17 protein-coding genes are annotated in these 24,833 nt (G+C 63.1%); 5 read left to right on the plus strand and 12 right to left on the minus strand.

Translation table 11 applies throughout. The features are described from left to right. The first annotated feature begins 199 nt into the window (after window positions 1-199). A complete protein-coding gene (locus PQR42_RS15130; protein WP_408493662.1) occupies window positions 200-1,405 on the plus strand; it encodes a glycosyltransferase in 1,206 nt (401 codons plus the stop codon). A gap of 116 nt (window positions 1,406-1,521) precedes the next feature. On the opposite strand, the gene PQR42_RS15135 is transcribed toward PQR42_RS15130, so the two are convergent. Next, window positions 1,522-2,676: an acyltransferase family protein gene (locus tag PQR42_RS15135; protein WP_408217118.1), complete on the minus strand. Its 1,155-nt coding sequence runs from the start codon at window positions 2,674-2,676 to the stop codon at window positions 1,522-1,524. 480 nt (window positions 2,677-3,156) lie between these two features. Between PQR42_RS15135 and PQR42_RS15140 the strand changes: the two genes are divergently transcribed. Further along, window positions 3,157-4,650 carry an O-antigen ligase family protein gene (locus tag PQR42_RS15140; protein WP_408217121.1) on the plus strand — a complete coding sequence of 498 codons (1,494 nt, stop codon included), beginning with the start codon at window positions 3,157-3,159 and terminating at the stop codon, window positions 4,648-4,650. After that, complete coding sequence (locus PQR42_RS15145) at window positions 4,647-5,861, plus strand: glycosyltransferase (RefSeq protein WP_408385252.1); 1,215 nt, start codon at window positions 4,647-4,649, stop codon at window positions 5,859-5,861. Before PQR42_RS15140 ends, PQR42_RS15145 begins: the two co-directional genes overlap by 4 nt. A 107-nt stretch (window positions 5,862-5,968) precedes the next feature. Here PQR42_RS15145 and PQR42_RS15150 read toward each other — a convergent pair whose 3' ends face one another. Continuing rightward, window positions 5,969-7,708: an FAD-dependent oxidoreductase gene (locus PQR42_RS15150; RefSeq protein WP_408385249.1), complete on the minus strand. Its 1,740-nt coding sequence runs from the start codon at window positions 7,706-7,708 to the stop codon at window positions 5,969-5,971. Between the two features lie 220 nt (window positions 7,709-7,928). Then, window positions 7,929-8,549: a DapH/DapD/GlmU-related protein gene (locus PQR42_RS15155; protein WP_408385246.1), complete on the minus strand. Its 621-nt coding sequence runs from the start codon at window positions 8,547-8,549 to the stop codon at window positions 7,929-7,931. 185 nt (window positions 8,550-8,734) lie between these two features. Here PQR42_RS15155 and PQR42_RS15160 point away from each other — a divergent pair, with 185 nt between their 5' ends. Next, on the plus strand, window positions 8,735-9,241 hold the full coding sequence (locus tag PQR42_RS15160) for a hypothetical protein (RefSeq protein WP_408385243.1): 507 nt from the start codon (window positions 8,735-8,737) through the stop codon (window positions 9,239-9,241). Between the two features lie 31 nt (window positions 9,242-9,272). Here the strand turns inward: PQR42_RS15160 and PQR42_RS15165 are convergent, their stop codons facing one another. The 9 genes from PQR42_RS15165 to PQR42_RS15205 all read right to left on the minus strand — a co-directional run bounded on the left by PQR42_RS15165 (window position 9,273) and on the right by PQR42_RS15205 (window position 21,658). Continuing rightward, window positions 9,273-10,625, minus strand: a complete 1,353-nt coding sequence (locus PQR42_RS15165) for a glycosyltransferase WbuB (protein WP_408493663.1) — start codon at window positions 10,623-10,625, stop codon at window positions 9,273-9,275. Between the two features lie 57 nt (window positions 10,626-10,682). Next, window positions 10,683-11,825, minus strand: coding sequence for a glycosyltransferase family 4 protein (locus tag PQR42_RS15170; RefSeq protein WP_408217138.1), 1,143 nt, complete (start codon window positions 11,823-11,825; stop codon window positions 10,683-10,685). Window positions 11,826-11,940: 115 nt separating this feature from the next. After that, window positions 11,941-12,900, minus strand: a complete 960-nt coding sequence (fcl, locus tag PQR42_RS15175) for a GDP-L-fucose synthase (RefSeq protein WP_408217140.1) — start codon at window positions 12,898-12,900, stop codon at window positions 11,941-11,943. Window positions 12,901-12,906: 6 nt separating this feature from the next. Beyond that, window positions 12,907-14,025 carry a GDP-mannose 4,6-dehydratase gene (gene gmd / locus PQR42_RS15180; RefSeq protein WP_132375929.1) on the minus strand — a complete coding sequence of 373 codons (1,119 nt, stop codon included), beginning with the start codon at window positions 14,023-14,025 and terminating at the stop codon, window positions 12,907-12,909. A 75-nt stretch (window positions 14,026-14,100) separates the two neighbouring features. Further along, window positions 14,101-16,335 (minus strand): polysaccharide biosynthesis tyrosine autokinase, encoded by a 2,235-nt coding sequence (locus PQR42_RS15185; protein ID WP_408217144.1) that lies wholly within the window; start codon window positions 16,333-16,335, stop codon window positions 14,101-14,103. 49 nt (window positions 16,336-16,384) lie between these two features. Then, entirely contained in the window at window positions 16,385-17,524 is a 1,140-nt protein-coding gene (locus PQR42_RS15190) for a polysaccharide biosynthesis/export family protein (protein WP_408217147.1), read from the minus strand. Window positions 17,525-17,589: 65 nt separating this feature from the next. Next, the gene (locus PQR42_RS15195) at window positions 17,590-18,975 is read right to left on the minus strand and encodes an undecaprenyl-phosphate glucose phosphotransferase (protein ID WP_408385238.1); all 1,386 of its coding nucleotides are present in this window, start codon (window positions 18,973-18,975) and stop codon (window positions 17,590-17,592) included. Between the two features lie 53 nt (window positions 18,976-19,028). Continuing rightward, window positions 19,029-20,588 carry a mannose-1-phosphate guanylyltransferase/mannose-6-phosphate isomerase gene (locus tag PQR42_RS15200; RefSeq protein WP_408385235.1) on the minus strand — a complete coding sequence of 520 codons (1,560 nt, stop codon included), beginning with the start codon at window positions 20,586-20,588 and terminating at the stop codon, window positions 19,029-19,031. Between the two features lie 86 nt (window positions 20,589-20,674). After that, window positions 20,675-21,658 carry a helix-turn-helix domain-containing protein gene (locus PQR42_RS15205; protein ID WP_408217231.1) on the minus strand — a complete coding sequence of 328 codons (984 nt, stop codon included), beginning with the start codon at window positions 21,656-21,658 and terminating at the stop codon, window positions 20,675-20,677. 878 nt (window positions 21,659-22,536) lie between these two features. Between PQR42_RS15205 and PQR42_RS15210 the strand changes: the two genes are divergently transcribed. Then, entirely contained in the window at window positions 22,537-24,750 is a 2,214-nt protein-coding gene (locus PQR42_RS15210) for a hypothetical protein (RefSeq protein WP_408385233.1), read from the plus strand. The last annotated feature ends 83 nt before the right edge of the window (window positions 24,751-24,833 follow it).

The following is a 24,833-nucleotide window of genomic DNA, read 5'->3' on the forward strand; positions in this document are numbered from 1 at the left end:
AACTCCATGCACGACCATACCGCGAGAGAATCGCCTACAACCGCCATCAGCTAGGCGGGTTCGGCCTAAGCCAACGGCCCCTCGTACGCTGAACCACAAAGCCGGACAAATTAGTGGTTACACGGATTCCGGCGGTGCTAACGTTGCTCAGCTAGCGCCATGCGGGAACGGCGCTCGGGTACTTTTTTCCGCAACGCAAATGGCTACCGACGCAATGGAACAAGACTACGTCCTGATTGTGGAACCGAATCTCACCGGCCACCGCTGGCGATATGTCGAGTGGACCATGCAGGCCTGCGCGGAAGCCGGCTATCCGTGCATGCTCGTGACCGAGTGCGCCAACGAAGACCACCGGCTCGCGAGACAGATCACCGCCGCCAATCGCCCGGACCAGCAGATCGCTTTTGTCGATCCCGAGGAGCAACCCCGCGGCCTCATGCGCGATCCCAATGATTACTGGCGCTTCCACCGCTATTTCAAGCGCGTGCACACGATCATCAGCCGCATGCAGGCGATCCGCCTCGTGGTCGTGCCCTATGTCGATTACTTTTTCTATTCGCTGCCGTTTCTCGGCTCGCCGTTCGGCAAGACGCCTTGGATCGGCATCACGATGCGCTCGACGTTCCATCATCACAAGGTCGGCATCAAGGCCCCCGATCGTCCGGTCGTCAATGCGATCAAGGCGCTGCTCTTCAAGCGCGCGATCCGGACCACCGGCCTGCGCACGCTGCTGACGATCGATCCGACCTTGCCGGAATGGTCGGCGCGCAGTGCGTCGAAGCACAGCGCGGCCATCGCCTACGTGGCCGACCCTTTTCCCGATGAACACGCGGAAAACCCCGTGCTGGCCCGCGAGCGCTTGGGGCTCGATCCCGAGCAGCGCTATCTGCTGGTGTACGGCGCGATCACGGAACGCAAGGGCATCTACGAACTGGTGCATGCGCTGACGCGTCTCGAGCATGCGCCTACGCTGATCGTCGCCGGCGAGCAGGATGCGGGCACGCGTCATTTCATGCGCAATCATGTGCGCAGCCTCAAGCCCGCGCCGCTGGTGCTCGACGCCTTCATTTCCAACGACATGGAGCGCGATCTGTTCTCCGCGTGCGACGCGGTCTGGCTCGGCTATAAGGGGCACTACGGCATGAGCGGCGTGCTGGTGCAGGCGTACCGTTTCGGCAAGCCCGTGATTGCGACGGAAGACGGTTTGATCGGCTGGTTCAGCCGGCGTTGCGAATTGGGGCCGATTCTGAGCGACCTGAGTTCCGCGTCGATCGGCCGCGCGATCACCGAGACCATGACCTCGTGGCCGCATGCGCCCCAAGCCACGCCGTCCGCGCGTGAAGACCTGCTGTCACGGCATACGCTCGGGCAATTCAAGCAGACTTTGCTACAGCAGATGGCCTGATTCCCCGGCAGGCTCTTCAAAAAACACGAGGCGTCCATCGATGCGATGGACGCCTCGTCACATTTGGCGTCGGTTGATGGCCGGATACGAGAGTAACCGGCCGCATGCCCGCATGCTCACGACAACTGGCCGCCCGCAGCAGCGGCGGGCACTTCCTCGCGCACCGAGCTGCTGCGCTTTTCGGGGAACAGCGCATTGCGCATCAGCAGGAACGGATACTCGATGGCACGCGTGGTCACATAGCCGATCGCAATCGCGATCGCAAACTGCGCCGTGAGCGCGACGACCCAGATAAGGCTTGGCGCCAGACCCAGTGCGGTCGCTTTCCGGATCAGCATGTCGCCGGGCGCGAGCGCGAGCGAATGCCACAAGTAAATACCGTACGAATAGAGGCCGATCCACGCCACGCCGCGATAGATCCACGACGTACGCAGCGAGCCGGAGTATTCGAGCACCAGCACGATCAGCGCGGCGAATCCGAGCGCCTGAATCGTGTAGCCGATGCTTTCATCCAGCGCGAGGTTCTTGGTGGCGAATGCGAGCCATGCGCAGAGCAGGACGACGCTGAAGATCAGCAGCCACTTGCGCTTCGCGAGCTGATGGTAGACGCCGGGTTTCATCCAGTAGATCGCGGAAAGAATCACACCCACCAGCAAGCTGTCGATACGGTATTGCGTATAAGCAAACGCCCCGTCGAGATTGCCGCCCGCCACCGCGAAGCAGCGCGCCGTGAGCACCACCGCGCAGATGCCGGTAAGCACGCTGACGATCGTCCACGCGCCGAGACGCCAGCGCGCGAACACCAGCAGAAGCGCCGGCAGCACCAGATAAAAGTGTTCTTCGACCGCCAGACTCCAGGTCTGCGTAATCGACGTGCCCAGATAGTTTTGCAGGTGGGTCAGGTTCTGGAACAGGAAGGTATTCCACGGGTGGCGTCCGGCCAGCACATGGAAGACGATCAGCACGTAATACGCGGGCCAGATGCGGAAAATCCGCCGGATGATAAAGCGCCGTGCGTCGACATGGCCTGTTTCGGCGTACTGCCGAAGCAGCAGGCCGCCCACCAGAAAGCCGCTCAGGGTGAAGAACAGATTCACGCCTTCGCGGCCGAAATTCTTCAGCGGGTACTCAATAATCTGGATGAGGTAATTGCCGGTATGAACAGCATGGAAGTGAAAGCCCATCACCGCGATGATCGCGATGCCGCGGACGAAGTCGAGCTCGATCGCCCGTCCGGCTTTTGCGGGTCCCGCCCCGCCGAATAACTTCATGTTGTACTCCCTGTCGACCAGAGTTAGCGCTTTAGCGCTTACTCTGGTCCCATGCAAAGCGGTCGACCGGAGTTAGCGCTTTAGCGTTTACTCCGGTCCCATGCACAGCGGTCGACCGCAGTTAGCGCTTTAGCGCTTACTCCGGTCCCATGCAAAACGGTCGATCAGAGTGGGCGCTTCAGCACCCACTCCGATCCCATGCAAGATTGCGCTCGTCTCTCGCGGGCCCGTGTCCCTTTTTGCATCTTCGGTGTCGGCAAGCGTGCGTGCGCGCCAACTTCAAGGCATTGACCGACAACATACGCAAGTGTGCGCGCGTCTTGCAGAGCTTACGCTTTCCGCGGCCGCCAGAACCCAGGCAATGATCGACGAATGCGGTCCAGCCCACTAACAGGCGTGCAGATTCCTTCAAAATAACCCGATGCGAGACCGTCCACTGTAGACCGACGGCGAAATGACGGCGACGGGGAGGAATCGTTAATGCGCCACCAGTATGCAACGCCCTGGATATGGTTTTTTCTGCTGCCGCTTGCGTTCGACTATAAGGCGACCGACGCGAATACGGGTCACTTCGCGCAGTTCATCTTCGTCCTGCCGGCGATCGCCGCAGGGATTGCCCTCCTTCTCATCGCGCCGCGCTTTCACGAGCGCTCGCGGCTGCGCTCGGTCGTCACGTGGAGCATGATCCTGTGCGTGTTCGGCAGCATCGTCGCGCAACTGGTTCAGGATAACGACACCGGCAACTACTTGCGAACGCTGCTGCCGTTCATCCTCTTCATGCTGGGCTATCTCGTGGCGTGCCGCCCGTGGAGCGAATTCCGCATCGCCCAGTTCGAAAAAGCCCTGTTCGTCGCCAACGTCATCAGCCTCGTGTTCACCATGGTCTACGGCATGGCGACGGGCGGCGATCTCGACGACGTGCGCTTCCGTATCCTCTCCGTGACGTTGCTGGGTTTGCAAGGCGTGTTGCTCCACGAATTCGTCGTGGCCAAGCGTTTTTCGTTCTTTACCGTGTCGATCTTCGCCCTGAGTGTCGTCATCGAATTGCTGAGCGTGACACGCAGCGTGATGGTCGGCACGGTGCTGCTGTTCCTGATCGCCATGGGACTGAGCGCGCCGTCGATCCGGCATATCTGGCGCGCAATGAGCCGCACCATGATCATCGGCGCCGTGCTCGCCGGCATGGCCGGCGTCGCGGCCCTGACTTTCCCGACCGTCGCCGAGCACTGGACACAGCGCATTTTCTTCTCCGAGGAAACCCGCTCCGGCAAGGATCCGACCACGGTCACGCGTCTCGCGGAAATGCGCGATCAGTACGATCAGGTGACCTCGCAGCCGGAGACGCTCTTGTTCGGCGAAGGCTACGGCCACTACTATCGCTATTCGCCGGTCTATCTGCCGGACCTCGCCGGCCAGATCAGCGAGAAGGATTTTTACGCGATCAACGAATGGGCCGCGGGCCACAACTTCTGGGTCTATCAGTTCTTCGCGGGCGGCCTGCTGTTCGGCATTGGCATGCCGCTGGCCACGCTCGCCGCACTGGCGATCTGCTTCTTCTCGTATCGCTACTGGCGCTCGGTCGTGCCCGACGCGCCCATGCTGCCGGTGTTGGGGCGCGCCATCATGCTGTTTGCCGCGTTACCGGCCACGTCGATCGGCGGCAATCCGCTCGGGCCGCGTTTTTCGGGCTTGATTTTCGGCGTCGCGCTCGGCTTGATGATCGCCACCCACGCGCGTTTGCAGCGCGCGCTGCCGGCGCGCGCGCGGCGCTTCCGCAGGCCGCCTTACGTGCGCCCGGAAGCGATGCCCGAGTTACCTGGCCGGATCCAGCCGGGCATGGGCCGCGCCGACCTCGGGTCCACGCTCGGCGTGTCACGCACGCCCGGCTCCTCGTCCGACGCCGGCCAGTACGGCGCCCTCGTCCCGCATACGCCGCCCAGGCATCGCTCCAACCGACCGAATATCGCCCGATGAAAATTCTCCACCTGCTCGCAAGCGTCGACCCTCGCGCCGGCGGTCCCGTTGAAGGCGTCCGCCGCAGCGGCATGGCGATGCGGGCGGCCGGACACGAGATCGAAGTGGCGACCTGCGATGCCCCCAGCGACGCCTACCTTGCGGCCTTCCCCTTTCCGGTCCACGTCTTCGGCCCGACCAAGGGCCGCTACAGCTTCAGCGAACGCCTCGCGCCGTGGCTCGCCGCCAACGCTAAGCGCTTCGACGCGGTGATCGTCCACGGCTTGTGGCAATACCACGGCTTCGCGGCATGGAAAGCGCTGCACAAGAGCCAGGTGCCGTACTACGTGTATGTGCACGGAATGCTGGACCCGTGGTTCAAGGAGGCTTACCCGCTCAAGCATCTGAAGAAGTGGCTGTACTGGCCGTGGGCCGAATACCGTGTGTTGCGCGACGCGCGCGCCGTCATCTTCACGACCGAGGAAGAACGTACGCGGGCGCGCCAGTCGTTCTGGCTGTACCGCGCGCATGAACGGATCGTGCCGTTCGGCACGACGGTGCCGCAACTCGAAGCCGCGCCGCTACGCGAAACCTTCCTTAAAACCATACCGAGCCTGCGCGGCAAACGCATCGTGCTGTTTCTCGGCCGCGTGCATGCGAAGAAAGGCTGCGATCTGCTGATCGACGCATTCGCGCGCGTTGCCAGCCGCGATCCGACGCTGCACCTCGTGATCGCCGGTCCGGACGAAACCGGCTGGGCCTCGACGCTGCGTACCCAGGCGCAGGCGGCCGGCGTCGCGCATCGCGTGAGTCTGCCAGGCATGCTGCAAGGCGAGCTCAAGTGGGGCGCTTTTCATGCGAGCGACGTGTTCGTTCTGCCGTCGCATCAGGAGAATTTCGGCGTGGCGGTGGCCGAGGCGCTCGGCTGCGGATTGCCGGCGCTGATCTCCGACAAGGTCAACGTGTGGCGCGAAATCGAAGCGGACGGCGCGGGGCTGGTGGCTGCGGATACCGTCGACGGTACGGAAAAGAATCTCGTGCGCTGGCTCGAACTGGACGACACGGCTCGCGCGGCGATGCGCGCACAGGCGGCCCGCACGTTCAATGCGCGCTTCCGTGTCGAGACGATGGTCAGCGCGCTGACTGCCCTGCTCGAGACCAAGGGCGGCCACGACGACGTGCGTGACAACACCCTCACCACACTGCGCGAAGCGACCCAGCAAAGCCGCTGACTCGCGCCGCCGATCACCGGCGGCATTCCACGGCCTGAAGGCCTCACAACTCAAAACGAAGATGGCGCGCCTCGTGCGCGCCATCTTCGTTTGTCCTCATCAGACGCTCACTGCTCTTTCATCACCGGCGTCAAGGTCGAGGCCGCGATTGGCAGCGTCTCGACTTGAGGCGGCGTCTGGAGCGACATGGTCGCGCTGTTCGCGGCTTCGGTTCGCGTACTGCCTACGACGTCCGGCACATCCAGCTGCCGCATCAGATGACCGGCGAGACGCAGCGACAACGCGGCAATCGTGATGGTCGGGAAATTGGCGCCGACGGTCGGAAACACCGAACTGCCGCCAATGTACAGATTGCTGATCCCGTGCACCTTGCAATCGCGATCGACCACGCCCTCGCGCGGCGAATCGTGCATGCGCGTGGTGCCCATGTGGTGCCACGTGCCTTCCAGCTTCACCGGCCACGTCCGGCCTTCGAGCGGCTCATCGAGCGTGACGTCCGCGACGTTCGCCATCTGCAGTTCCTGCGCGAGCAACTGGAATGTTTTATCGAAAGTGCGCTGCACCTGTTCGCCCAGGCGCCACTCCACCCGCACGCGCGGCATGCCGAAGTGGTCGCGCTTGTCGGCCGACAACGTGACGCGGCTATCCGGATTGGGCTCCGCTTCGACGATGGCCTGCAGCGTCACGTCGGTGATCAGCGCGGGCCACTGCAACAGCCGCGTCAAACCGAAGCCGACGGTATCCAGCGGGTGCGCGATCATGGTCTCGATGTCGCGCTTCAGGCTGCGGCCCGGCTGGTCCTTGCCCATCAGCGCTTCCTTGAAACGGATCAACGCCTCGGAACCCGCGCTGCCTTCGCCGTACCATTTCGAGTAGAGCCACACGCGTGAATTGAGCAGCTTCTCGCGTTCCATCCACTCCTGCTTCGGCGCGAACTGCGACGAGATCTTCGTGCCGTGCGCGGAGACCGCCACATTCTGGTAGTGATACTTGATGTCGTACAGCTTGTTGCGCGCAATGCCCGGACGGATGCGCACCTTGCCCGACATCATCCGCGGATGATCCATGAAGTAGCGGCCGACCAGATCGTTGGCATTGCCGAGCCCGGCCGCCTGCACGTTGTTCGACGCAAGCAGCAGGCGCGCGTTTTCGATGCCGCCCGTGGCCAGCACGAAAATCCTCGCGGTCACCGACATCGCGCGGCCGCTGATGGTGCTCACCTTCACCTTGGAAATCGTCGTGCCTTGCGCATCGGCGTCGATATTGAGCACGTTCGCATGGAGGAACACGCGCACCCACGTCGAGCGCGACAGCTCCTCGCGATACACCTTGCCGAAGCGCACCGGCGGGCTGAACTGCGCGACGGTATCGCGCATGTCGCCGGTGGCGAGCGGCAGACGGCGCACGTCCTGACGCCCGATCTCGCGCTCCCAGTAAGCAGGGTCGAAATTCTCCGGGCCGAGCTTCAGCAGTTCATGCGTGCGCGCATAGTAAGGCGCCAGTTCATCGAGACCAAACGGCCAGCCGCTGTGCGGAATCCAGTCACGCTTTTCGAAGTCCCAGGGATCGAGCGGGCGGCACCAGCCGCCCCAACAGTTGCTGCTGCCGCCGAAATAGCGGCTGCGCGAGCCGTCCGCGAACGTATAGGGCAGCCCGATGTTCTCGCCGCGATAGAGATCGCGGGTCGCGTCGTCAGGTCCAAAACCACCGCTTTCGAGCATACAGGCGTCGATACCCGCCCTCGACATTTCGAGCGCGAGCGTAATCCCCGCGACGCCTCCGCCGATGATGCAAACCATCGTTTCAATGACCGTGTCTTGTTCAACCGTACGCGTATCGATGAACATCCGCTACTCCCCATCTGCTTCACGCATTTCCTGAGCGCGTCACGGTTCGCCAAGCGGAGTTGGCAACCAAGCCACGCAAACGTCGCGGCCGGAACTTGCATGGGTGCTGCCGCGAAGGCCGCTCATCATGCAGCGCGGCAATCCCATTGCGGTAGCCGACATTCCGGCAAAACGACCTCGGCCTCCCAGCGTACAAACGCTGTGGTTCTATGTCTGTGGTTCAGGTCACGGAATCGAACCGTTTCCTGATAAAGCGGCAAGGATTTCCGCCGTACACGCCCTCCGCTTCCAGCGAACGATGCACGACCGACAAAGGTGTCACGACCGCCGAACGGCCGATCGTCACGCCCATTTGCACCACGCACTTCGAAGTGATCCAGACGCCGTCCTCGATGAGGATCGGCGCGACGTGCAGATCCATCGTCGTGCTCATGTCGTGAGAGCCTGCAGTGAGGAACGTGCCTTGAGAAATGCACACGTTCGAGCCGATGCGAATCAGCGTCTGGTTGTAGATCCACACATCGACACCGAACCAGCAGTTGTCGCCCACCTCGAGATTCCACGGTGCCTTCACACGCACCGGATGCACGAATCGGCAACCTGTACCGATTTTTGCGCCGAACAGACGCAGTAACGCAACGCGCACACCTGAGAACGGCAGCAGTTTGTTGTTGATCACACAGGCTTCCAGCACGAACCAGATGAGTTCGATCAGCGCGCCTCGCCTGGCCTGATAGTTTCCTTTTCCGGCCTGCGACAGATCGATGACGCGGCCGTCTTCGCGCTCGCCCTCGGCTTTCGGCATGCGCCCGATGTGCGGATCGTCGGCTACGTTACCCATCAGCTTTCTCCGAACCACGAACAGTGGTAAACATACGCAGGCATGCCAGGCAAACCTTTTACATTATGTTGCCGCGCCTGGCTCGACTTCGCGCGGTGGCCGTGCGGGCAAGCGTTTTGGCGGCTACACGCGTACTGGTTGGCGCACGATAGCTTTATCCCGACAGCAGTTCCCAGGGGAATAAGATGATGACCTCGCTTCGACACACCGCTACCTGGACGTTTCTCGCGATCGCATCGTGCGCGATGCCGGCGTTCGCGCAGAACGCCGCACCCAATCCCGCCGCGGCCGCCCGTCCTCCCGCCGCGACGGCGGCCAATGGCTACGGGCTCAACGCACAGCTTCCCGCCGACCGGCACGCCGCGCATCGCAGCAGCGAGCAGGGGTTGCTCGGCGCCCCGAACCCATACAGCACCGACGGCGCGCAAGGCAATACCAACGACGCCCAACGCGCCGCGCTGCTCGACACGCAACGCATGACGGTGCTGGGCGGTGACCAGGCCGCGCAACCGGCGGTGGGCAAGGGCAAGGGCCAGCGCAAAGCGCCGGCTGCGGCCAACGGCCAGGTGCGTGTAGCCGGCCAGCCGGGACGGCCGAATGCGGCTGACGGCCTGACACCCCAAGGCGCCGCGAGAGCCACCTATACCGATCCCTACGCCAGCAAACAGGGTGTCTACCGTTCTCCGTGGTGATATCGCCTTCATGACAGCGCCGCATGTCGGATCAATCCGGCGCGGCTTCCTCCGCGGTAGCCGGCTTTCGCCGGCGCCTCGCCGCAGCACCTGAAGGCCGCGCGCCGAAAGACGGCGTGCCGACTTTGCGGCGTTTGCCACGTTTGCCACGTTCGCCGCCCACCTCACGCAACAGCATCGCGAGCCGCTCCTCGAAAGTGCGAATCGTCGACTCCGGCGAGAGCGTGCGCTCCGCATAATTGCGCGCTGCCTTGCCGAGTGCCGTGCGCCGTTCCGCGTCGCCCGCCAGCACCATGATCGCCGCCGCCAGCGCCTTCACGTTGTCCGGCGGCACGACCACGCCGCGCGGCGCCACGGCTTCGTAGAGCGCCGTGCCGCGACGCGCCACCGCCACGGTCGCGCGTCCGCTCGCGAACATGCCCGTGAGCTTGGACGGCATGACGAGATCCGCCGCGTCGCCGCGTTGCGGCAGCACGTGAATGTCGGCGAGGTTGAGCAGTTCGTTCAGACGGTCTACCGGTTGCAGCGGCAGGAACACGCAATTCGTCAATCCTGAGCAGCGCTCGAGCAGACTCTCTTTCGCGGCGCCGCTGCCGCAGAATACGAAGGTCAGGTCCGTGCGCGCGGCCAACGCGACCGCCGCATCCGCGAGCGTTTCGATGCCCTGCTTCGCGCCCATGTTGCCGGAGTACAGAATCACCTTCTGCTCGGCGGGAATCCCCAGGAGGCGCCGGAATTCGCTCGGCCGCGCAAGCGGGAAGATAGTCGACACGTCGACCCAATTGGGCAGGCAGACAACCTTTGATGCGTCGACGCCCTTCGTCGTCGCGCGCGCGCTCATCTGCCGGGTGATCGACGATACCGCATCGAAGCGCCGCAGCAATGCGCTTTCCACCCAGCGTGCCGCGCGGGCCGCGAGCGAGCTTTTCAGCAATCCCAGATCGAACGCCGCATCGACCTCGTAGTCCTGAATATGCAGCCACGCTTGAGCGCGCGTGATGCGTGCGAGCACCAGTGAGCCCGGCGCGCACATCAAGGTCGGTGCGATCAGCATGACCGCGTGGGGGCGCCACAGCACCTGCCGCACGAGCAGCGGCAGCGAGGTCGCCGCGAAGGTCGCCAGATGCAGCATCCGCTTCAGGCCGCTCGGACGCGCCGGCACCCAGAGCGGTGCGCGCCAGATCGCCACGCCGTCGCGCGTCTCGTGCTGATACCGCCACGACGCGTAGCCCTCCCCCACACGCCACTCTGGGTAGTACGGCGGCGCGCATACCACGCGCACGTCATGTCCTCGGCTCGCCAGCAGCACGGCCATTTCCGCCGTGTACTTGCCCACTCCCGTCAGCTCAGGCGCGTAGTTGATGCCGTAGATCAGTATCTTCATCGTGGCTGCCAGAACGAGTTAGGGCGTGGTGCGCGCGACGTGGCTGGGCGGAGCGGCTCAGTCGCTCAACATCAGTGCACAGCCGCGGGCGATGTTGGCAGCCGCGGAAGGCGGATCGAAACGGCGAATCACATCCATGCACCGGCGCGCGGTGCCGCCCGCGTCGGCGAACGCCTCCATGGCCTTGAGCATGGTGCGCTGCAAGCCGGCGACATCGCCTGCTGTAAACGCATAGCCGCTCACCCCGTCGATCACCAGTTCCGGCACGCAGCCGCAACTCTCGCTGACCACTGCCGGGCAACCATGCGCGAGCGCCTCGTTGACCACCAGTCCCCAAGGTTCGCTGTAACTCGGCAGCACCATGCAGGTGGCGCCGTAGTATTCCCGCGTAAGCGGCTCGTCCTGCAGACTCCCGACGAACGTCACCGCGTCGCCGAGTTCGAGCTCGGCCACCTTCGCATGCAACGCGTCGCACATCGGGCCGGTGCCGACAATGCGCAGCTTCGCCGCCGGAATACGCCGCCGCAATCCGGCGAGCGCTTCGATCAGCGTGCCGATGCCTTTCTCTTCGGACAAACGCCCCACGAACAGAAATACCGGCGGATTACCCGCGCGAGCGGCGACCCGCTCGACCAGCGCACGTTCCGGAGAAAACGAACCCGGCATCGCCGCGGCCTGACACGGCACGAAAATCTTGTCGCGCTTCGCGCCGAGCGACAGCAGATACTCGCGGCTGCGCTCGCCGAAGCCGAAATAGCCGTCGCAGAGCGAGAAAAACACGCGCTTCGGAATCGACGTCAGCAGCTTTTTGGGCCGGTCGCGCGCCGTCGAATCGCAGAACACCGCGCGCCGTTTGCCGGTCACGATGCATGCCGCGAGCATCGCCCAGTATTCCGGGCGGTGATAACCCGGCAGCACGATCAGATCCGACTTGGTGCGCAAGACTTCCCACGTGAGCCGCGCGATCAGCTTCATGGTCGGCACGTCTTCGTAGCAGCCGTCGAACAGCTTTTGCATCGGATAGCGGTGAAACGAATAATCGACGTCGGAAAAACCGACGCGGTCGTGCTCCGTGTCCGCGATCTGCACCATTGAATAGCGAATCGCTCCGGATGCCGAAATGTTATGCAAGGCGGAAAACACGACACCTTTGTGGCGCGACCACACGACGTTGTGGAAGATCGTGACTGACGCTGTCATTTTTATGCCACTCCTCGAAAAATCGTCCTGCGTGCATTGCGCATCCTGCGCATGCACAGCTGCCCAAGCGGTCCTTTACTGCAAAGCCGCGCTGACGGCGCGGCAATCCGCGCGCCTAGGCCTCGATGGCGGCAGCCGGTGTCGAACCGGCGTGTGATTCGACGAAGTCCCGATACGTGGACGCGATTCCGTCCTCCAGACCGATCGTTGCCTGCCAGCCCATTTGCGCGAGACGGGAGACGTCGAGCAGCTTGCGCGGCGTGCCGTCGGGTTTCGAGGCGTCGAATACGAGCTCGCCTTCAAAACCGACCACCTTGCAGATGCATTCGGCGAGTTCACGGATCGACAGGTCCTCGCCCACTCCGACGTTGAAGAGGCCCTCCGTCACGTTGTGCTCGAGCACGAACAGCGTGGCCGCGGCAAGATCGTCGACGTGCAGGAACTCGCGGCGCGGCGTGCCCGAACCCCACACCGTCAAGGTGGCCTCGCCGTTCAGCTTCGCTTCGTGCGCCTTGCGCAGCAGCGCCGGCAACACGTGGCTGCTCTTCAGATCGTAGTTGTCGTTCGGGCCGTATAGATTGGTCGGCATCAACGCGACGTACTGCGTGTTGTACTCGCGGTTGTACGCTTCGCACAGTTTGAGGCCGGCGATCTTCGCGATCGCGTAGGCGTCGTTGGTCGGTTCCAGCGGCGAGGTCAGCAGATACTCCTCGCGGATCGGCTGCGGACACTGCTTCGGATAGATGCACGACGAGCCGAAGAACACCAGCCGCTCGACCTTGGCGCGGTACGCGGCGTGGATCACGTTGGTTTCGATCACCAGATTTTCATAGATGAACTCACCCGGCCGCGTCGCGTTCGCGAGAATGCCGCCCACGCGCGCGGCCGCGAGCAGCACCACGTCGATCTTTTCGCTTTCGAAGAAGCGATTCACGGCCGCCTGATCCGTGAGGTCGAGCTCCTTGCGCGAGCGGGTGATCACGTTCTGATACCCCTCGGCGGCGAGACGCCTGACCAGCGCGGAGCCGACCATGCCACGGTGGCCCGCGACGAAGATACGTGCTTGTTTGTTCATCGCAAGTTACTCGTGATGTTCCAGCGCCGTGAATCCGGCCAGCGTGACGAGCGCGTCACGTCGTGCAATCTGATAATCCGAGCGCACCATTTCCTTGACGAGCGACTCAAACGAGGTGGTCGGCCGCCAGCCGAGCTTCGCATGCGCCTTCGACGGATCGCCGAGCAGCGTCTCGACCTCGGCGGGCCGGAAGTAGCGCGGATCGACGCGCACGATCACGTCGCCCGGCGACATCCTGATCTCGCGCCCTTCCACCTTTTCGACGATGCCGACTTCATCCACGCCGGTGCCTTCGAAACGCACGGTGACACCCAGCTCGGCGGCAGCGTGCTGCACGAACTGACGCACGCTGTACTGCACGCCGGTGGCGATCACGTAATCCTCCGGCTGCTCCTGCTGGAGCATGCGCCATTGCATTTCCACGTAATCGCGCGCATGGCCCCAGTCGCGCAGCGCCGACAGATTGCCGAGATACAAGGTCTTCTGCATGCCCACCGCGATTCGCGCAACGGCGCGCGTGATCTTGCGCGTCACGAACGTCTCGCCGCGCACCGGCGATTCGTGGTTGAACAAAATCCCGTTGCACGCATAGAGACCGTAAGCCTCGCGATAATTGACCGTGGTCCAGTACGCGAACAGCTTGGCGACGGCATACGGGCTGCGCGGATAGAACGGCGTGGTCTCCGACTGCGGCACCTGTTGCACGAGGCCGTAGAGCTCCGAGGTCGAGGCCTGGTAGAAGCGCGTCTTCTCCTGCAAGCCGAGAATCCGGATTGCTTCGAGAATCCGCAAGGCGCCGAGGCCGTCCGCATTGGCCGTGTATTCCGGCTCCTCGAACGACACCGCAACGTGGCTCTGCGCGGCGAGGTTGTAGATCTCGTCCGGCTCGACGCGCTGGATCACGCGCAGAATGCTGGTCGAGTCGGTCAGATCCGCGTGGTGCAGAAAGAGGCGCTGGTCCGGATCGTGAGGATCGCGGTAAAGGTGATCGATCCGGTCTGTGTTGAACAGGGATGACCTGCGTTTGATGCCGTGTACGTCGTAGTCCTTGGCGAGCAGCAACTCCGCCAGATACGATCCGTCCTGTCCAGTGATGCCGGTGATCAGCGCGACCTTACGTTTCATGGAGCCTTCTCCTCGTTAACCTTTGCAATCCCAGTGCCACGAGCTTTGCTGCGCGGCCGGCCGTCGGCTGCTGTCTCAACCGGCGATGCTGTCGTAGCCGTAGTAACCGCCCTGATAGCCCGAGCCGAGGAACGCGCCTTCCTGCGGCACATCGGTCAGCAGCACGCCTCTGAGCCCCACGCCCCCATTGCGCAGCCGCTTGGCCGTCTCCATGACCTCGTTGAGCGGATGGCGGCCATGGCGCACCACCAGCAGCGTCGTGCCCGCGTATTTGCCGATCACTGTCGAGTCGGTCACCGCCAGAACCGGCGGCGTGTCGACGATCACGAGGTCGTAGTGCGACTTCAGTTCCTCGAGCATCGTTTCGAAGCGCTTGCTCATCAGCAGTTCGGCCGGGTGCGAGGGCAGCGTGCCCTTGGCGAGCACGTCGAGACCCGGCAGCACGTCGCGCTGGATCATCGAGCTCAGATCGCCGCCGCTCAGCACGTCGGACAGACCCGGCTGATGCGCGACACCGAAATGCGAGTGCACGTCGCCGCGCCGCATATCGCCGTCGATGATCAGCACGCGCTTGTTCGCCGACGCCACCAGCGCCGCCAGATTCACCGACAGGAACGACTTGCCGGAATCGGGCCGCGAGCCGGTGATCATCACCACGTTGTTCTCGGCGTGATCGAGCGAGAGCTGCAACGAGGTGCGCAGATTGCGCACGCCTTCCACGGCGATGTCTTCCGGCGCCTGTTGCGCCAGCACATGCAGCCCGCGACGGCGCAGCATGACGTTTTCCTGCAGCTTCAACTGGGTCTGGCTGCGCGGCACCACCGCGAACACCGGCACGCCGAGCATGCTTTCGAGTTCGTCAGGACGCTCCACGCCGCCGTACATCGCGCGCTTGAAGAAGGTCAGCAGAATGCCGAGTACGAGCCCGCCGCCGAGCGCGATCAGGATCGCAAGCACGCGCTTCGGACGCACCGGTTCGTCAGGTGCTTCGGCGAAGTCGACCACGCGCACGTTGCCCACTTGTCCCGCCTTCGCCACGCGCAGCTGCTGTGCGCTGTTCAGCAGATTGGTGTACAGCTCCGTGTCGACGTGCACGTCGCGCAGCAAACGCAATGCGGTCTGCTCCGTATCCGGCATCACCGCCACGCTGCGGTTCATGTTGGCCGCTGCGCCCTGCAACGCGGCGATCTGCGCGTCGAGCGAGGCCACCGCCGGGTGATTCGCCGTGAAGCGTTGCGACATCTCCGCGCGTTGCTGCTGCAGATCCATCAGCTTGGTCTTGTTATCGACGATCTGTTGCAGCAGCAGGCGGCTCTCTTCGCCCAGGTCGACCGTGCCGTGCGTGTTGCGGAATTTGTTGTAGCGTTGCTCGGCGTCGTCGAGTTCCTTGCGCAAGCCCGGCAGTTGCTGATCGAGGAAGGCCAGCATGTGCTCGGCCTCGGTCGAACGGCTCTCCACATCCTGACGCACGAACTCGCGCGCCATGCTGTTGACGATCGCGGCCGTCAAGCCGGCGTCGCCGCCTTCGAGGCTCGCGCGGATCACGCCGGATTGCAGCGTGGTTTCCTGCACCAACAAAGCCTTTTGCAAACGGTCCACGGTGCTCAGCGTCGAGGCGCGCTGCAATTCGAAACGCGAGCCGGCGGCGCCGACCAGCCTATCGACGCGCAGCGTGATCGGGCCGTCGGCGGTATCCGTTTCCACGGTTTCGCCGACTTTCCCCGACAGAATCGCAATACCGTTCTTGTCCCGCAGCACGTACGACCCGTCATTGCCGGAAATCAGCGTGAAAGTCGCGTCGTACATTTCCTTCGAGGTGTCGAACTGCGACACCGAAATGCTCTCGTCACCCCATGCATAGCCGGACAGGTTGATGAACTGCGGCAACTTGAAGCCCCATTGCCCGTTCACCAACCCCGCAATCATTCCGCCGATAATCGGAAAATAGCGCGGCGAAGCCGTGATATCGAGGTGCAGTTTCTTGACGGTTTCTTCCGTGACGAGCCGCGACTTCAGCAACTCGATCTCGGCCGCCGTCGAAGGCTTGGTGTCGAACATGCCGGTGAGCGGCGGCAAGGAATCCTTGCCGTTCGCATTGGCATTCGCCGTCTTGTCCTCTACGTGAAACAGAACATCCGCGCGGTACGTCGGTGGCGCGAGGAAAGCGTACGCGCACCCCAGCGCGAGCGCGATCAGCGTCACCATCAAGATCGTGCGCCAACCTCGCACGATCGTACGCAGATAGTCCGACAAGTGAAGCTCGTCCGGACCGGACACGTCGGTGTAACGGTTTTCAAAGTTGATTGCCATTTTCTTCACCCAACAAAGCCCGGCGGTTCAAGATCACGTTGTACGGTTACTATTTCGCGAGGACGACGCCAGTTACAGCCGCATTGATCGCCGGCAGCAGCAGGTTCAACACACGGTTGAAGCGGACCAGACCGCCTTGACCGACGTACACCACGTCCTTCGGCTGCAGCTCGAACTGATTCGCGAGCACCATCGACACCGGCGAGGTCGCATCGAGGTGGTACACCTCGGGCTTGTCGCTCGTCGAATTGCGGATCACGAACAGTTGCCGAGCCGCGGCCGTGTTCGAGTCGAAGCTGCCGCTGTCGGAGATCGCCTGCGAAAGCGTCAGCGAACCGTTGCGCATCGGCAGGATAGTCGCCGGCTTGTTGACCTCGCCCATCACGTAGACACCGCTGTCCTCGCGCGACGCCACACGCAGTATGTCGCCCGGTTGCAGATAGATGTCCGACGGATTTTTGCCACGCTTGATCAGATCGTCGATGTTGAGCTGATACGGCACGCCGTTGCGGATCAACACCACGCGGCTGCGGTCCGCATTCGCGCTGAGGCCGCCGCTCAAGCTGATCGCGGTCGTCAGCGACATCGGAATGTCGTTGACCGACTGAGCGCCAGGCGTGCGCACTTCGCCGTCGACATAGACCTGCTGCGCGCGGAACGAGGCCACCCGCACCGTCACTTCCGGCTTCTGGTACACCTTGCTCAGACGCTTGGCCAGGTCCTTCTGGATCGAGGCGACGTCCCTGCCGGCCACATGCACCGTGCCCGCGTACGGAAACTGCACATCGCCGTTCTCGTCGATCAGGAAGCCAGGTGCCGCGTCCGTCGTCTTCGTATTCTGCTGCGGCTGACCGAGCGCGGCAGCCAGTTCCGGGTGATCCCACACGACGATCTGCAGCACGTCGCCGGGGCCGACCTTATAAGCGGTCGGCTTGCCGAACAGCGCGAGCATCTGCGGCGACAGCGGCGCGGTCGCCTGCGCCTGGCTCATCTTGCGCAGGAGTGTGAGATTGATATCCGTAATCGGAATCTGTTGTTGCGATGCCGGTTCAGTACTGTAATCACCACCCGTGTCCTGAATTGCGGCAGGCGTGATCATCCGCTGGCCCGGTGCGATGCCGCATCCGGAAAGCAGTGTTGCAGTAGCGAAAACCAGGAGACTTCCCGTGCGTAGACCAAGCGAGCTCATGATGTTCCTCCTTGTGCCACGGCGTTTTTCCTCAAGGAAGGAAGCGCGCGGCGTTTTGTTAACAACTAATAAGCGTTTCGATGCACCAGTCCGGCGACTATCGTCGCGCCGATAATCCGCATGTCGAGTGCGAACGACCAATGCCCCAGGTAATACAGGTCATGTTCGACACGACGTTCCATCTTCTCGATGCGGTCGGTTTCGCCACGAAAACCGTTGATCTGTGCCCACCCCGTGATCCCCGGTTTTATGCGGTAGCGATTGATATAGCCCGCGACCACTTTCTGATAGAGGTCGTCGTGCTCGAGTGCATGGGGACGCGGTCCTACGACCGACATGTCGCCACGCAACACGTTGTAGAATTGCGGCAGTTCGTCGAGGCTCGTGCGGCGCAGGAAAGCGCCCACTTTGGTCACGCGCGGATCGTTGCGCGTGGCTTGCCTGACGGTGCCTTTTTGCTCGGTATGCAAACGCATCGAGCGGAATTTGTAGATCGTGAATACGTGACCGTCGGCGCCTTTGCGTTTCTGCTTGAACAGAACCGGACCGCGCGACGACAGCTTCACCGCGATCGCAATGGCGAGCATGACCGGGGCAAGCGCGATCAGCGCGGTCAACGCAAACAGACGGTCGAAAATTTCCTTCTTCAGCATCGAACTGGCGGACAGCGGCGAGGCCACGAGATTGATCGCCGGCACGCCGAGCAGATCGATCACGCCGCTGCCCTCGAAGAGCGCGAGGCTGCGCACGTCCGGCATGAAGCGGATGTTCACCAGATCGTCGCGGAATTCGCCGACCAGCGAACAGATCAGCGGTTCTTCCGAGAGCGACAGCATCAGCCACAGTTCATGCACGTCGTTGGTCCGCATGTAGCCGGCCAATGCATCGACGGTATCGAACACCGGCACGCCCGGGCTCGCGACCGGCGACACGTCCGGACGCGCGTTGTACACGGCCGTGGCGCGAAAACCGGTGGTCGGCGCGGCGTTGATCCGGCGAATGATCGCGTCGCACTGCGAGCCACTGCCGACAATGGCGACCTGGTGCAGATTCATCCCGGCGCTGCGCGCGCTCGCCAACACGGCGTGCGTCATCAGCCGGTATGCGATCAGCAGGCCGCCGGTCACCGCCGTCCAGTACGAGAACCACAGCCGTGACACGAAGTCGATACGATGCAGCGAATACATCAGCACGAGCGCGCTGCCCTGCACCATCAGCCACGCGAGCGACACCTGGCCGGCCAGCACCAGCTTGGAGCGGCCGCGCCATGATTCGTAGACGCCGAACGCCGGAAAGATGGCCAGCGCGAAGGCAGCGGAAAACATCACGAGCGCCCAGTAGAACCCGGATTGAGCGAGGTAATCAAAGCGGATCTGCGACGCCACCGCCGCTCCCGCCAACACCAATGCAACATCGAAAACTCGCGCGAGCAAATCCTGAAACTTGCGCATTCTGGTCACCTCGTTCTTGCCGTTCTTGTCCGCAGTTGAGTCCGGCGTGCTGTTTAGGAGCAGCGGCCGTAGTTGTCGTTGAACCTCACAATGTCGTCTTCACCGAGATAGGTGCCTGACTGGATTTCAATGATTTCGAGCGGCACCTTGCCCGGGTTTTCGAGCCGGTGGCGGGTGCCGAGCGGAATGTAAGTCGATTCGTTTTCACTCAACAGAAACTGTTCTTCACCGCGCGTGACGAGCGCCGTGCCGCGCACGACGACCCAGTGTTCCGCGCGGTGGTGATGCAATTGCAACGACAGTTGCGCGCCCGGCGTCACGACGATGCGCTTGACCTGGAAACGCTCGCCATGGTCGATCGAATCGTAGAAACCCCACGGGCGGCGCACCTTGCGATGCGCGTCGGCCTCCGGCGCGTGCTGCGCCTTGATGCGCGACACCAGACCCTTCACGTCCTGCACGTGCGAGCGGTCGACCACCAGCACCGCGTCGGCGGTTTCGACCACCACCACGTTGGTGGTGCCAACACAGGCGACCAGCCGCCCTTCCGAATGCGCGTAGCTCGATACCGCCCCTTCGAACGTCACCCGGCCGCGCCCTGCGTTACCGTTGGCGTCCTTTTCCATCGCGGCCCAGACGGCGTCCCAGGAACCCAGGTCCGACCAGCCGGCATCCAGTCCGACCACGACGCCGGCGGGCGTCGCCGGCACGCTCGCAGCCGCGCCATCCGTCGTTTCGGGCTCGGCCGTCTCGGTCAGGCGCTCCATCACCGCGTAGTCGATCGAATTCGCGGGTGTACTGAGGAATGCGTCGACCAATGGCCGGAAATACGCGCCGTCGACACGGCCGCCGGTGAATGCGCGTTCGCAGGCCGAGTGCATTTCCGGCTGCAGACGCTTCAACGTATCGAGCCACACGCTCGCGCGGACGATGAAGATGCCGCTGTTCCACCAATACATGCCCGCCGCGACGTACTTCGCCGCGAGTTCTTCCGCGGGCTTTTCGACGAAACCGTCGATCGCATGGCCGCCACCCGCCAGCCCGGCGCCGATGCGGATGTAACCGAAGCCCGTGTCGGGGCGCGTGGGCGGCACACCCAGCGTCGCGATCGAGCCCTGCTCCGCGTAGCGCGCGGCGAGTTCCAGCGCGGCCTGCAAGGCGGGCACATCGGCGATCGAATGATCCGCGGGCATGACGACGAGAATCGCGTCGCTACCGTCCGCGCAGGCCAGCGACGCCGCCAGCGTCAGCGCGGGCGCCGTATCGCGTCGCGCCGGCTCGACAATAAGACGAGCGTCGACGCCGTTTTCATGAAGTTGTTCTGCGATTACGAAGCGATGTTCTTCACCACATACGATGATCGGCGATGCATCCACGCTCCAGCCGGCCGGAAAGCCTTCCATGCGCCGCGCGGTGGCTTGCAGCAGCGAGTCGGAACCGACTACGTCGATCAGTTGCTTCGGATAGTTTTCCCGCGACACCGGCCACAGGCGCGTGCCCGAGCCGCCCGCCAGAATCACCGGAACGATGCGCGCGCAACGCGCGTCTGCCGTCACGCCATCCGCACCGGTCGGGGCGACCGACGCGGCGCCTACAGCTCCCTGATTCAACATATTCGCATTCCTTATAATTCCCAAAGATCGACGGAAGTACGGACCGGAGGCCGTGTTGCCACGGCCATCCGGCTGGCCCCGTCGCGCTATTCGCCGACTAGTCGGCGACTTTGAATCCGAAATTCGGTAGGGGAAATTCTCATCCGCTTGCGAAACACTTTCGCGAGGCGGTCACCGTTTCCCATGCCGGTGCGCCGGGCAATCTTGTCGACCGGCAATTCCGATTCGGTCAACAGGCTGCAGGTCACCGCGAGGCGCTCGTGCAACAGAAAACTCGAGGGCGTAATGCCCATTTCCATCTTGAAGCGGCGCAGAAAGTTGCGCTCGCTCATCGCGGCGAACTGCGCCGCGTCGGCGATCGAAATCGCCTGCTGGCAGTTCTCTTGCAGCCAGCGCGCTGCCGCGCGCACCTTGTCGCCCGGACTCAGGCCGCCGTCTTCGCCGAGCAGCGGCGCGAGATTCGAGCACGAGTCCGCCAGCAGGCGCTCGGCAACCGTACGCGCCGTGGCGCCGCCGAGATCGCGCTTGATCATGGCGAGCGCGCTTCGCATCGATTCGAGGCGGTCGCCCGCATCGGCCGTCTGTTCCGGCTGGCGCGCCGGTACCGACTGCGCCTGCGCATCGCCGGCTTCCTTGCTGTCGGGCACATACGCTGCCTCGAGCAACGCACGGCCTTCCGCGATCGGCCGGATCATGCCGGTGTTGCGGCGCACACGGCGCAGCCACGCGATGAGGCGTTCGTCGCCAGCGGCGGCGAATGCGCCTTTGCCGCCCGCGACATACAACGCATCGAAACCGCCGTAATGCCGTGCGTCGAGTCCGTCTGTCCAGACCCGCAGCGCGGACGACGAAGTCACCATGCCGCCATCGGCCGACAGGAAGGACACGTCGTATAGCCAGCCGCCCGAGCCAGATGAAGCCATTTCGTTCGCTGCCTGGAACACCTCGGCAACGACGCCGGCTCCCTGCAGCGAGCAGTCGTTGAACATCAGTATCGCGATGCGACGCATACCCTTGTTCGGAGCGTGCACCCAGCGCAGCATTGCGGACTCGAGACTCGCGCAGGTCATAGTCATCCTCTCACCAGAAAACCGATCTACTTTTCACCTTGGACGGCCACAGAGAGGCCGGCCTCTGTGCAGCGCATCATAGTCACCGCCCCTCAAGCATTTAGCCGCCATGACCGAAAGCGCAGACATGTTGGCGTATGGACAGGGTGACCGACCAGGGATTTTCGGAACAACCCCGCTACCGCCGTCTTTTCAACGAATTAATTGCCGATTCCACATAGGAATGAATTTGCATTCTGCGAATGTTAATGCAAATAAAAGCGCGATTTCGTACGCCACCGCACACACCACGACTACTCGAAAACGGCGCAGTTACAATTTGATCCATCCATCGTCACGCCGATTTGAAGTAACTTATTCCCATCAGGACGTCAGAATGAGCGCAACCAGCTTCGCTATTCCGGCGTCCGCCGCGCCCCATGCCTACTTGGGTTTCTTCTGACGATTTATCCGCGGGGATGGCAATAAGTAAAACGAACATCCAATATAAGCACTTGAGAGCGCGACAAAATTATTTAATTGGTTGTTATTGGAACTCACGAATATAAACGTGACGATTAATGTTTCAAACGTGAAACACGGGAATAAGACAACGTTAGACCGCGAGGCAATAGACGGGCCAGTGGCGGAATGTGTCGAATGGAAACCGGGCTATTTCCGCCAGCGGTTTGCGGAAATACACTATGCGGTTTCCGCAACACATTGCTTCGAGGGGTGCGGTGAGGCGGCTCTGACCTGGTGAACTAGTAGTTGGGCGACGCGTCTGTTGCCTTTGGAAGGACAGCGAACGACACGGGGAACACATGTCGAATGTACGCGAACAGCGCGCGCCGCGAAAGCGCGTCGGCGCCTTTTCCGGCGGCAGTCGAAGACTGAGGATGGGCATCGCCGCCCCGGCGGCGGCGGCCGTCCTGCTCGGCCTCGTGGCCGGCCAATGCGCTGCGGCCGACGCCGCGCCGCAGGCGAATGGTGTGAGCAATGGCGAGTTCACCGCGGACGGCAGAAAGTGGACACCGTGTGCGGCGGAATACGGCACCTGCCGCTTCAACGGCACGCGCGACGTGCTGTATGGCACGGCACAACAGCACGTCGTCAAAACGTTCTCGAATAGCGCGGAGTGCAACAACGGCGTATTCGGCGATCCTGCGCCCGGTGTGGAGAAGCGTTGCGCGATGGCGCCAACGGCGGCGAGCAATGCAGCCGCGCCTGGCGCGAAGCAGGACGCAGCCCCGAATGCTGCGCTGCAATCCGCCACGCCCACCGACCTGAAGGCGCCACCCGGACAAGGGCTGCGTTGCTCAGCGCCTTCGTTGCAAGTCCCCACGGCCGCGAGCGGCGATCTGCTCGAAGCCGACACGCCCAGCGACGGCACGCGTCTGTTCGCCGTGAACAAACCGTTCGCGCTGGTTTTCGCTGCGCGCCCGATGCAAGGCGACACGCTCAACTGGCAGATACGCGACACGTGGAATGCCGTGCGCGCCAGCGGACGCTTTCCCGTTGCGGCCGGTTCGACGCTGTCCACGTTGAGCTGCGCGTCGAGCGTGGCGGGCTACTTCGCGGTGTCCGCATCGCTGGAGCGCGCACATGGTGAGCTCGAATCGCGCGGCACGCGTCCCGCAGGCATCGCGACGTTCGGCGTGCTGCCGGATCCGTCTGCTGCGTTACCCGTCGTCCGTTTTCCGTATGAAGACCTGCACCGGTTCGGCGGACAGGGCGCCGCTTATCTTGCGCCGGGACAACACTGTTGCGACGGCGACGGCTACCGGCCGGTCTATACCGCGCTCGGCCTCACGTGGGTCAACGACAATCGCAACTGGTATATGGAGGAGCCGAAAAAAGCGGGCACGTTCGACCCCGCGAGCAAACAGCTCACGCCCTTCTTCCGGCGCGGCGACCTGATGCGGTTGATCCAGCTCGACGGCATTCCGCAGTGGGCGAGTCCGACGAACAAGGAGACCCACAGCTATGCGCCGACATCGCTCGCGCAGATGAAGGACTACATGGCCAAGGTGGGCGCCGAGTCGAATCGCGTTCGCATGACTTACTTTCCCAAACAGCGCGACAACTACTATCAGGTGACGTGGGAACCGGACGCCGACGGCGGTCTGCCGTGGCGCGACACCGACGCGAATTTCATCGCCATGTACAAGGCGGTCTGGGAGGGCATCCATCAGACGGATCCGCATGCGGTGGTCATGGGTCTGACCTATTCGTCGGTGCAGGGCAACGTCACGTGGATGCGCAAGCTCGGTCCGCTTGGCATTGGCCGCTATATGGACGGCATGACGATTCACGGTTACTACGATATTGGCACGACGCCCTCGCATCCGCCCGAGCGCGTCGCGGATACCGGCAATCAGGGCACGGTGCCAGGCGCGTTGCCCGCTGCGATGCGGGCGCTGCGCCACGAAATGCGTCTCTACCTGAAACCCGGCGCGCCGCTCTTCGTGACCGAAACCGGCATCAGCTACGACATCGGGCAATCGTATGGCAAGAACTATCCGGGCGCGAACGTGCTGTACGCACAGGCTGCGGTGACGGCGCGCACGCATCTGATTTTGCTCGGCGAAGGCGCCGACATGACCTACGTGTTCTATCTTGCGGATATGCCGGACGCAGCGCCCGGTTACGGCATTTTCTTCGAGCTCGATCATCCGAAAGGCGCCTACGGTCCGACGCGCATCAGCCCGAAACCCGCGGCGCTCGCGGTGGCGGCGATGACGCGCATCATCGACGGCACCGACACGCTCGGCCCGCTCAAGGATCTGCCCAAAGGCGTCTATGCCTACGCATTCCGCCGGCTCGGCGGCGGCAAGATCGTGACCGCGTTATGGACGCATGACAACGACAAGTGGAACGCCAAAAGCGGCTTCGACGCGAGCCGCAACGTGGACTATCGTCTGCGGGTCGACGCGCCCGGCACGACCGGCGAAGTGACGGCGTTCGACATGATGGGCAACGCGACGAGCTTGCCGTACCGCGACGGAATGGCTAGCCTGAAACTCTCCCCCGCGCCGGTCTATGTCGTCTCCGGCAACGCCGACGTCTTCAAGGACGCGGTCACCACGCCCGAGGGTTACACGGCGCATTAGCGGCGCGATGTGACGATACTTCGGCGTGATGTGACAGGTTGTGCGGCTCTTGACGCACAGAGTATGCAGGCGCAGGCACGTTA

This window comes from Paraburkholderia sediminicola, assembly GCF_046027355.1.
In the GTDB taxonomy this organism is placed as follows: Bacteria; Pseudomonadota; Gammaproteobacteria; order Burkholderiales; family Burkholderiaceae; genus Paraburkholderia; species Paraburkholderia sediminicola_B.

Bases quoted from the DNA above. Each gene is read 5' to 3' on its own strand.
- PQR42_RS15130 (WP_408493662.1), top strand. From the start codon at position 200: ATGGCTACCGACGCAATGGAACAAGACTACGTCCTGATTGTGGAACCG.
- PQR42_RS15135 (WP_408217118.1), bottom strand. From the start codon at position 2,676: ATGAAGTTATTCGGCGGGGCGGGACCCGCAAAAGCCGGACGGGCGATC.
- PQR42_RS15140 (WP_408217121.1), top strand. From the start codon at position 3,157: ATGCGCCACCAGTATGCAACGCCCTGGATATGGTTTTTTCTGCTGCCG.
- PQR42_RS15145 (WP_408385252.1), top strand. From the start codon at position 4,647: ATGAAAATTCTCCACCTGCTCGCAAGCGTCGACCCTCGCGCCGGCGGT.
- PQR42_RS15150 (WP_408385249.1), bottom strand. From the start codon at position 7,708: ATGTTCATCGATACGCGTACGGTTGAACAAGACACGGTCATTGAAACG.
- PQR42_RS15155 (WP_408385246.1), bottom strand. From the start codon at position 8,549: ATGGGTAACGTAGCCGACGATCCGCACATCGGGCGCATGCCGAAAGCC.
- PQR42_RS15160 (WP_408385243.1), top strand. From the start codon at position 8,735: ATGATGACCTCGCTTCGACACACCGCTACCTGGACGTTTCTCGCGATC.
- PQR42_RS15165 (WP_408493663.1), bottom strand. From the start codon at position 10,625: ATGAAGATACTGATCTACGGCATCAACTACGCGCCTGAGCTGACGGGA.
- PQR42_RS15170 (WP_408217138.1), bottom strand. From the start codon at position 11,825: ATGACAGCGTCAGTCACGATCTTCCACAACGTCGTGTGGTCGCGCCAC.
- fcl (WP_408217140.1), bottom strand. From the start codon at position 12,900: ATGAACAAACAAGCACGTATCTTCGTCGCGGGCCACCGTGGCATGGTC.
- gmd (WP_132375929.1), bottom strand. From the start codon at position 14,025: ATGAAACGTAAGGTCGCGCTGATCACCGGCATCACTGGACAGGACGGA.
- PQR42_RS15185 (WP_408217144.1), bottom strand. From the start codon at position 16,335: ATGGCAATCAACTTTGAAAACCGTTACACCGACGTGTCCGGTCCGGAC.
- PQR42_RS15190 (WP_408217147.1), bottom strand. From the start codon at position 17,524: ATGAGCTCGCTTGGTCTACGCACGGGAAGTCTCCTGGTTTTCGCTACT.
- PQR42_RS15195 (WP_408385238.1), bottom strand. From the start codon at position 18,975: ATGCGCAAGTTTCAGGATTTGCTCGCGCGAGTTTTCGATGTTGCATTG.
- PQR42_RS15200 (WP_408385235.1), bottom strand. From the start codon at position 20,588: ATGTTGAATCAGGGAGCTGTAGGCGCCGCGTCGGTCGCCCCGACCGGT.
- PQR42_RS15205 (WP_408217231.1), bottom strand. From the start codon at position 21,658: ATGACCTGCGCGAGTCTCGAGTCCGCAATGCTGCGCTGGGTGCACGCT.
- PQR42_RS15210 (WP_408385233.1), top strand. From the start codon at position 22,537: ATGGGCATCGCCGCCCCGGCGGCGGCGGCCGTCCTGCTCGGCCTCGTG.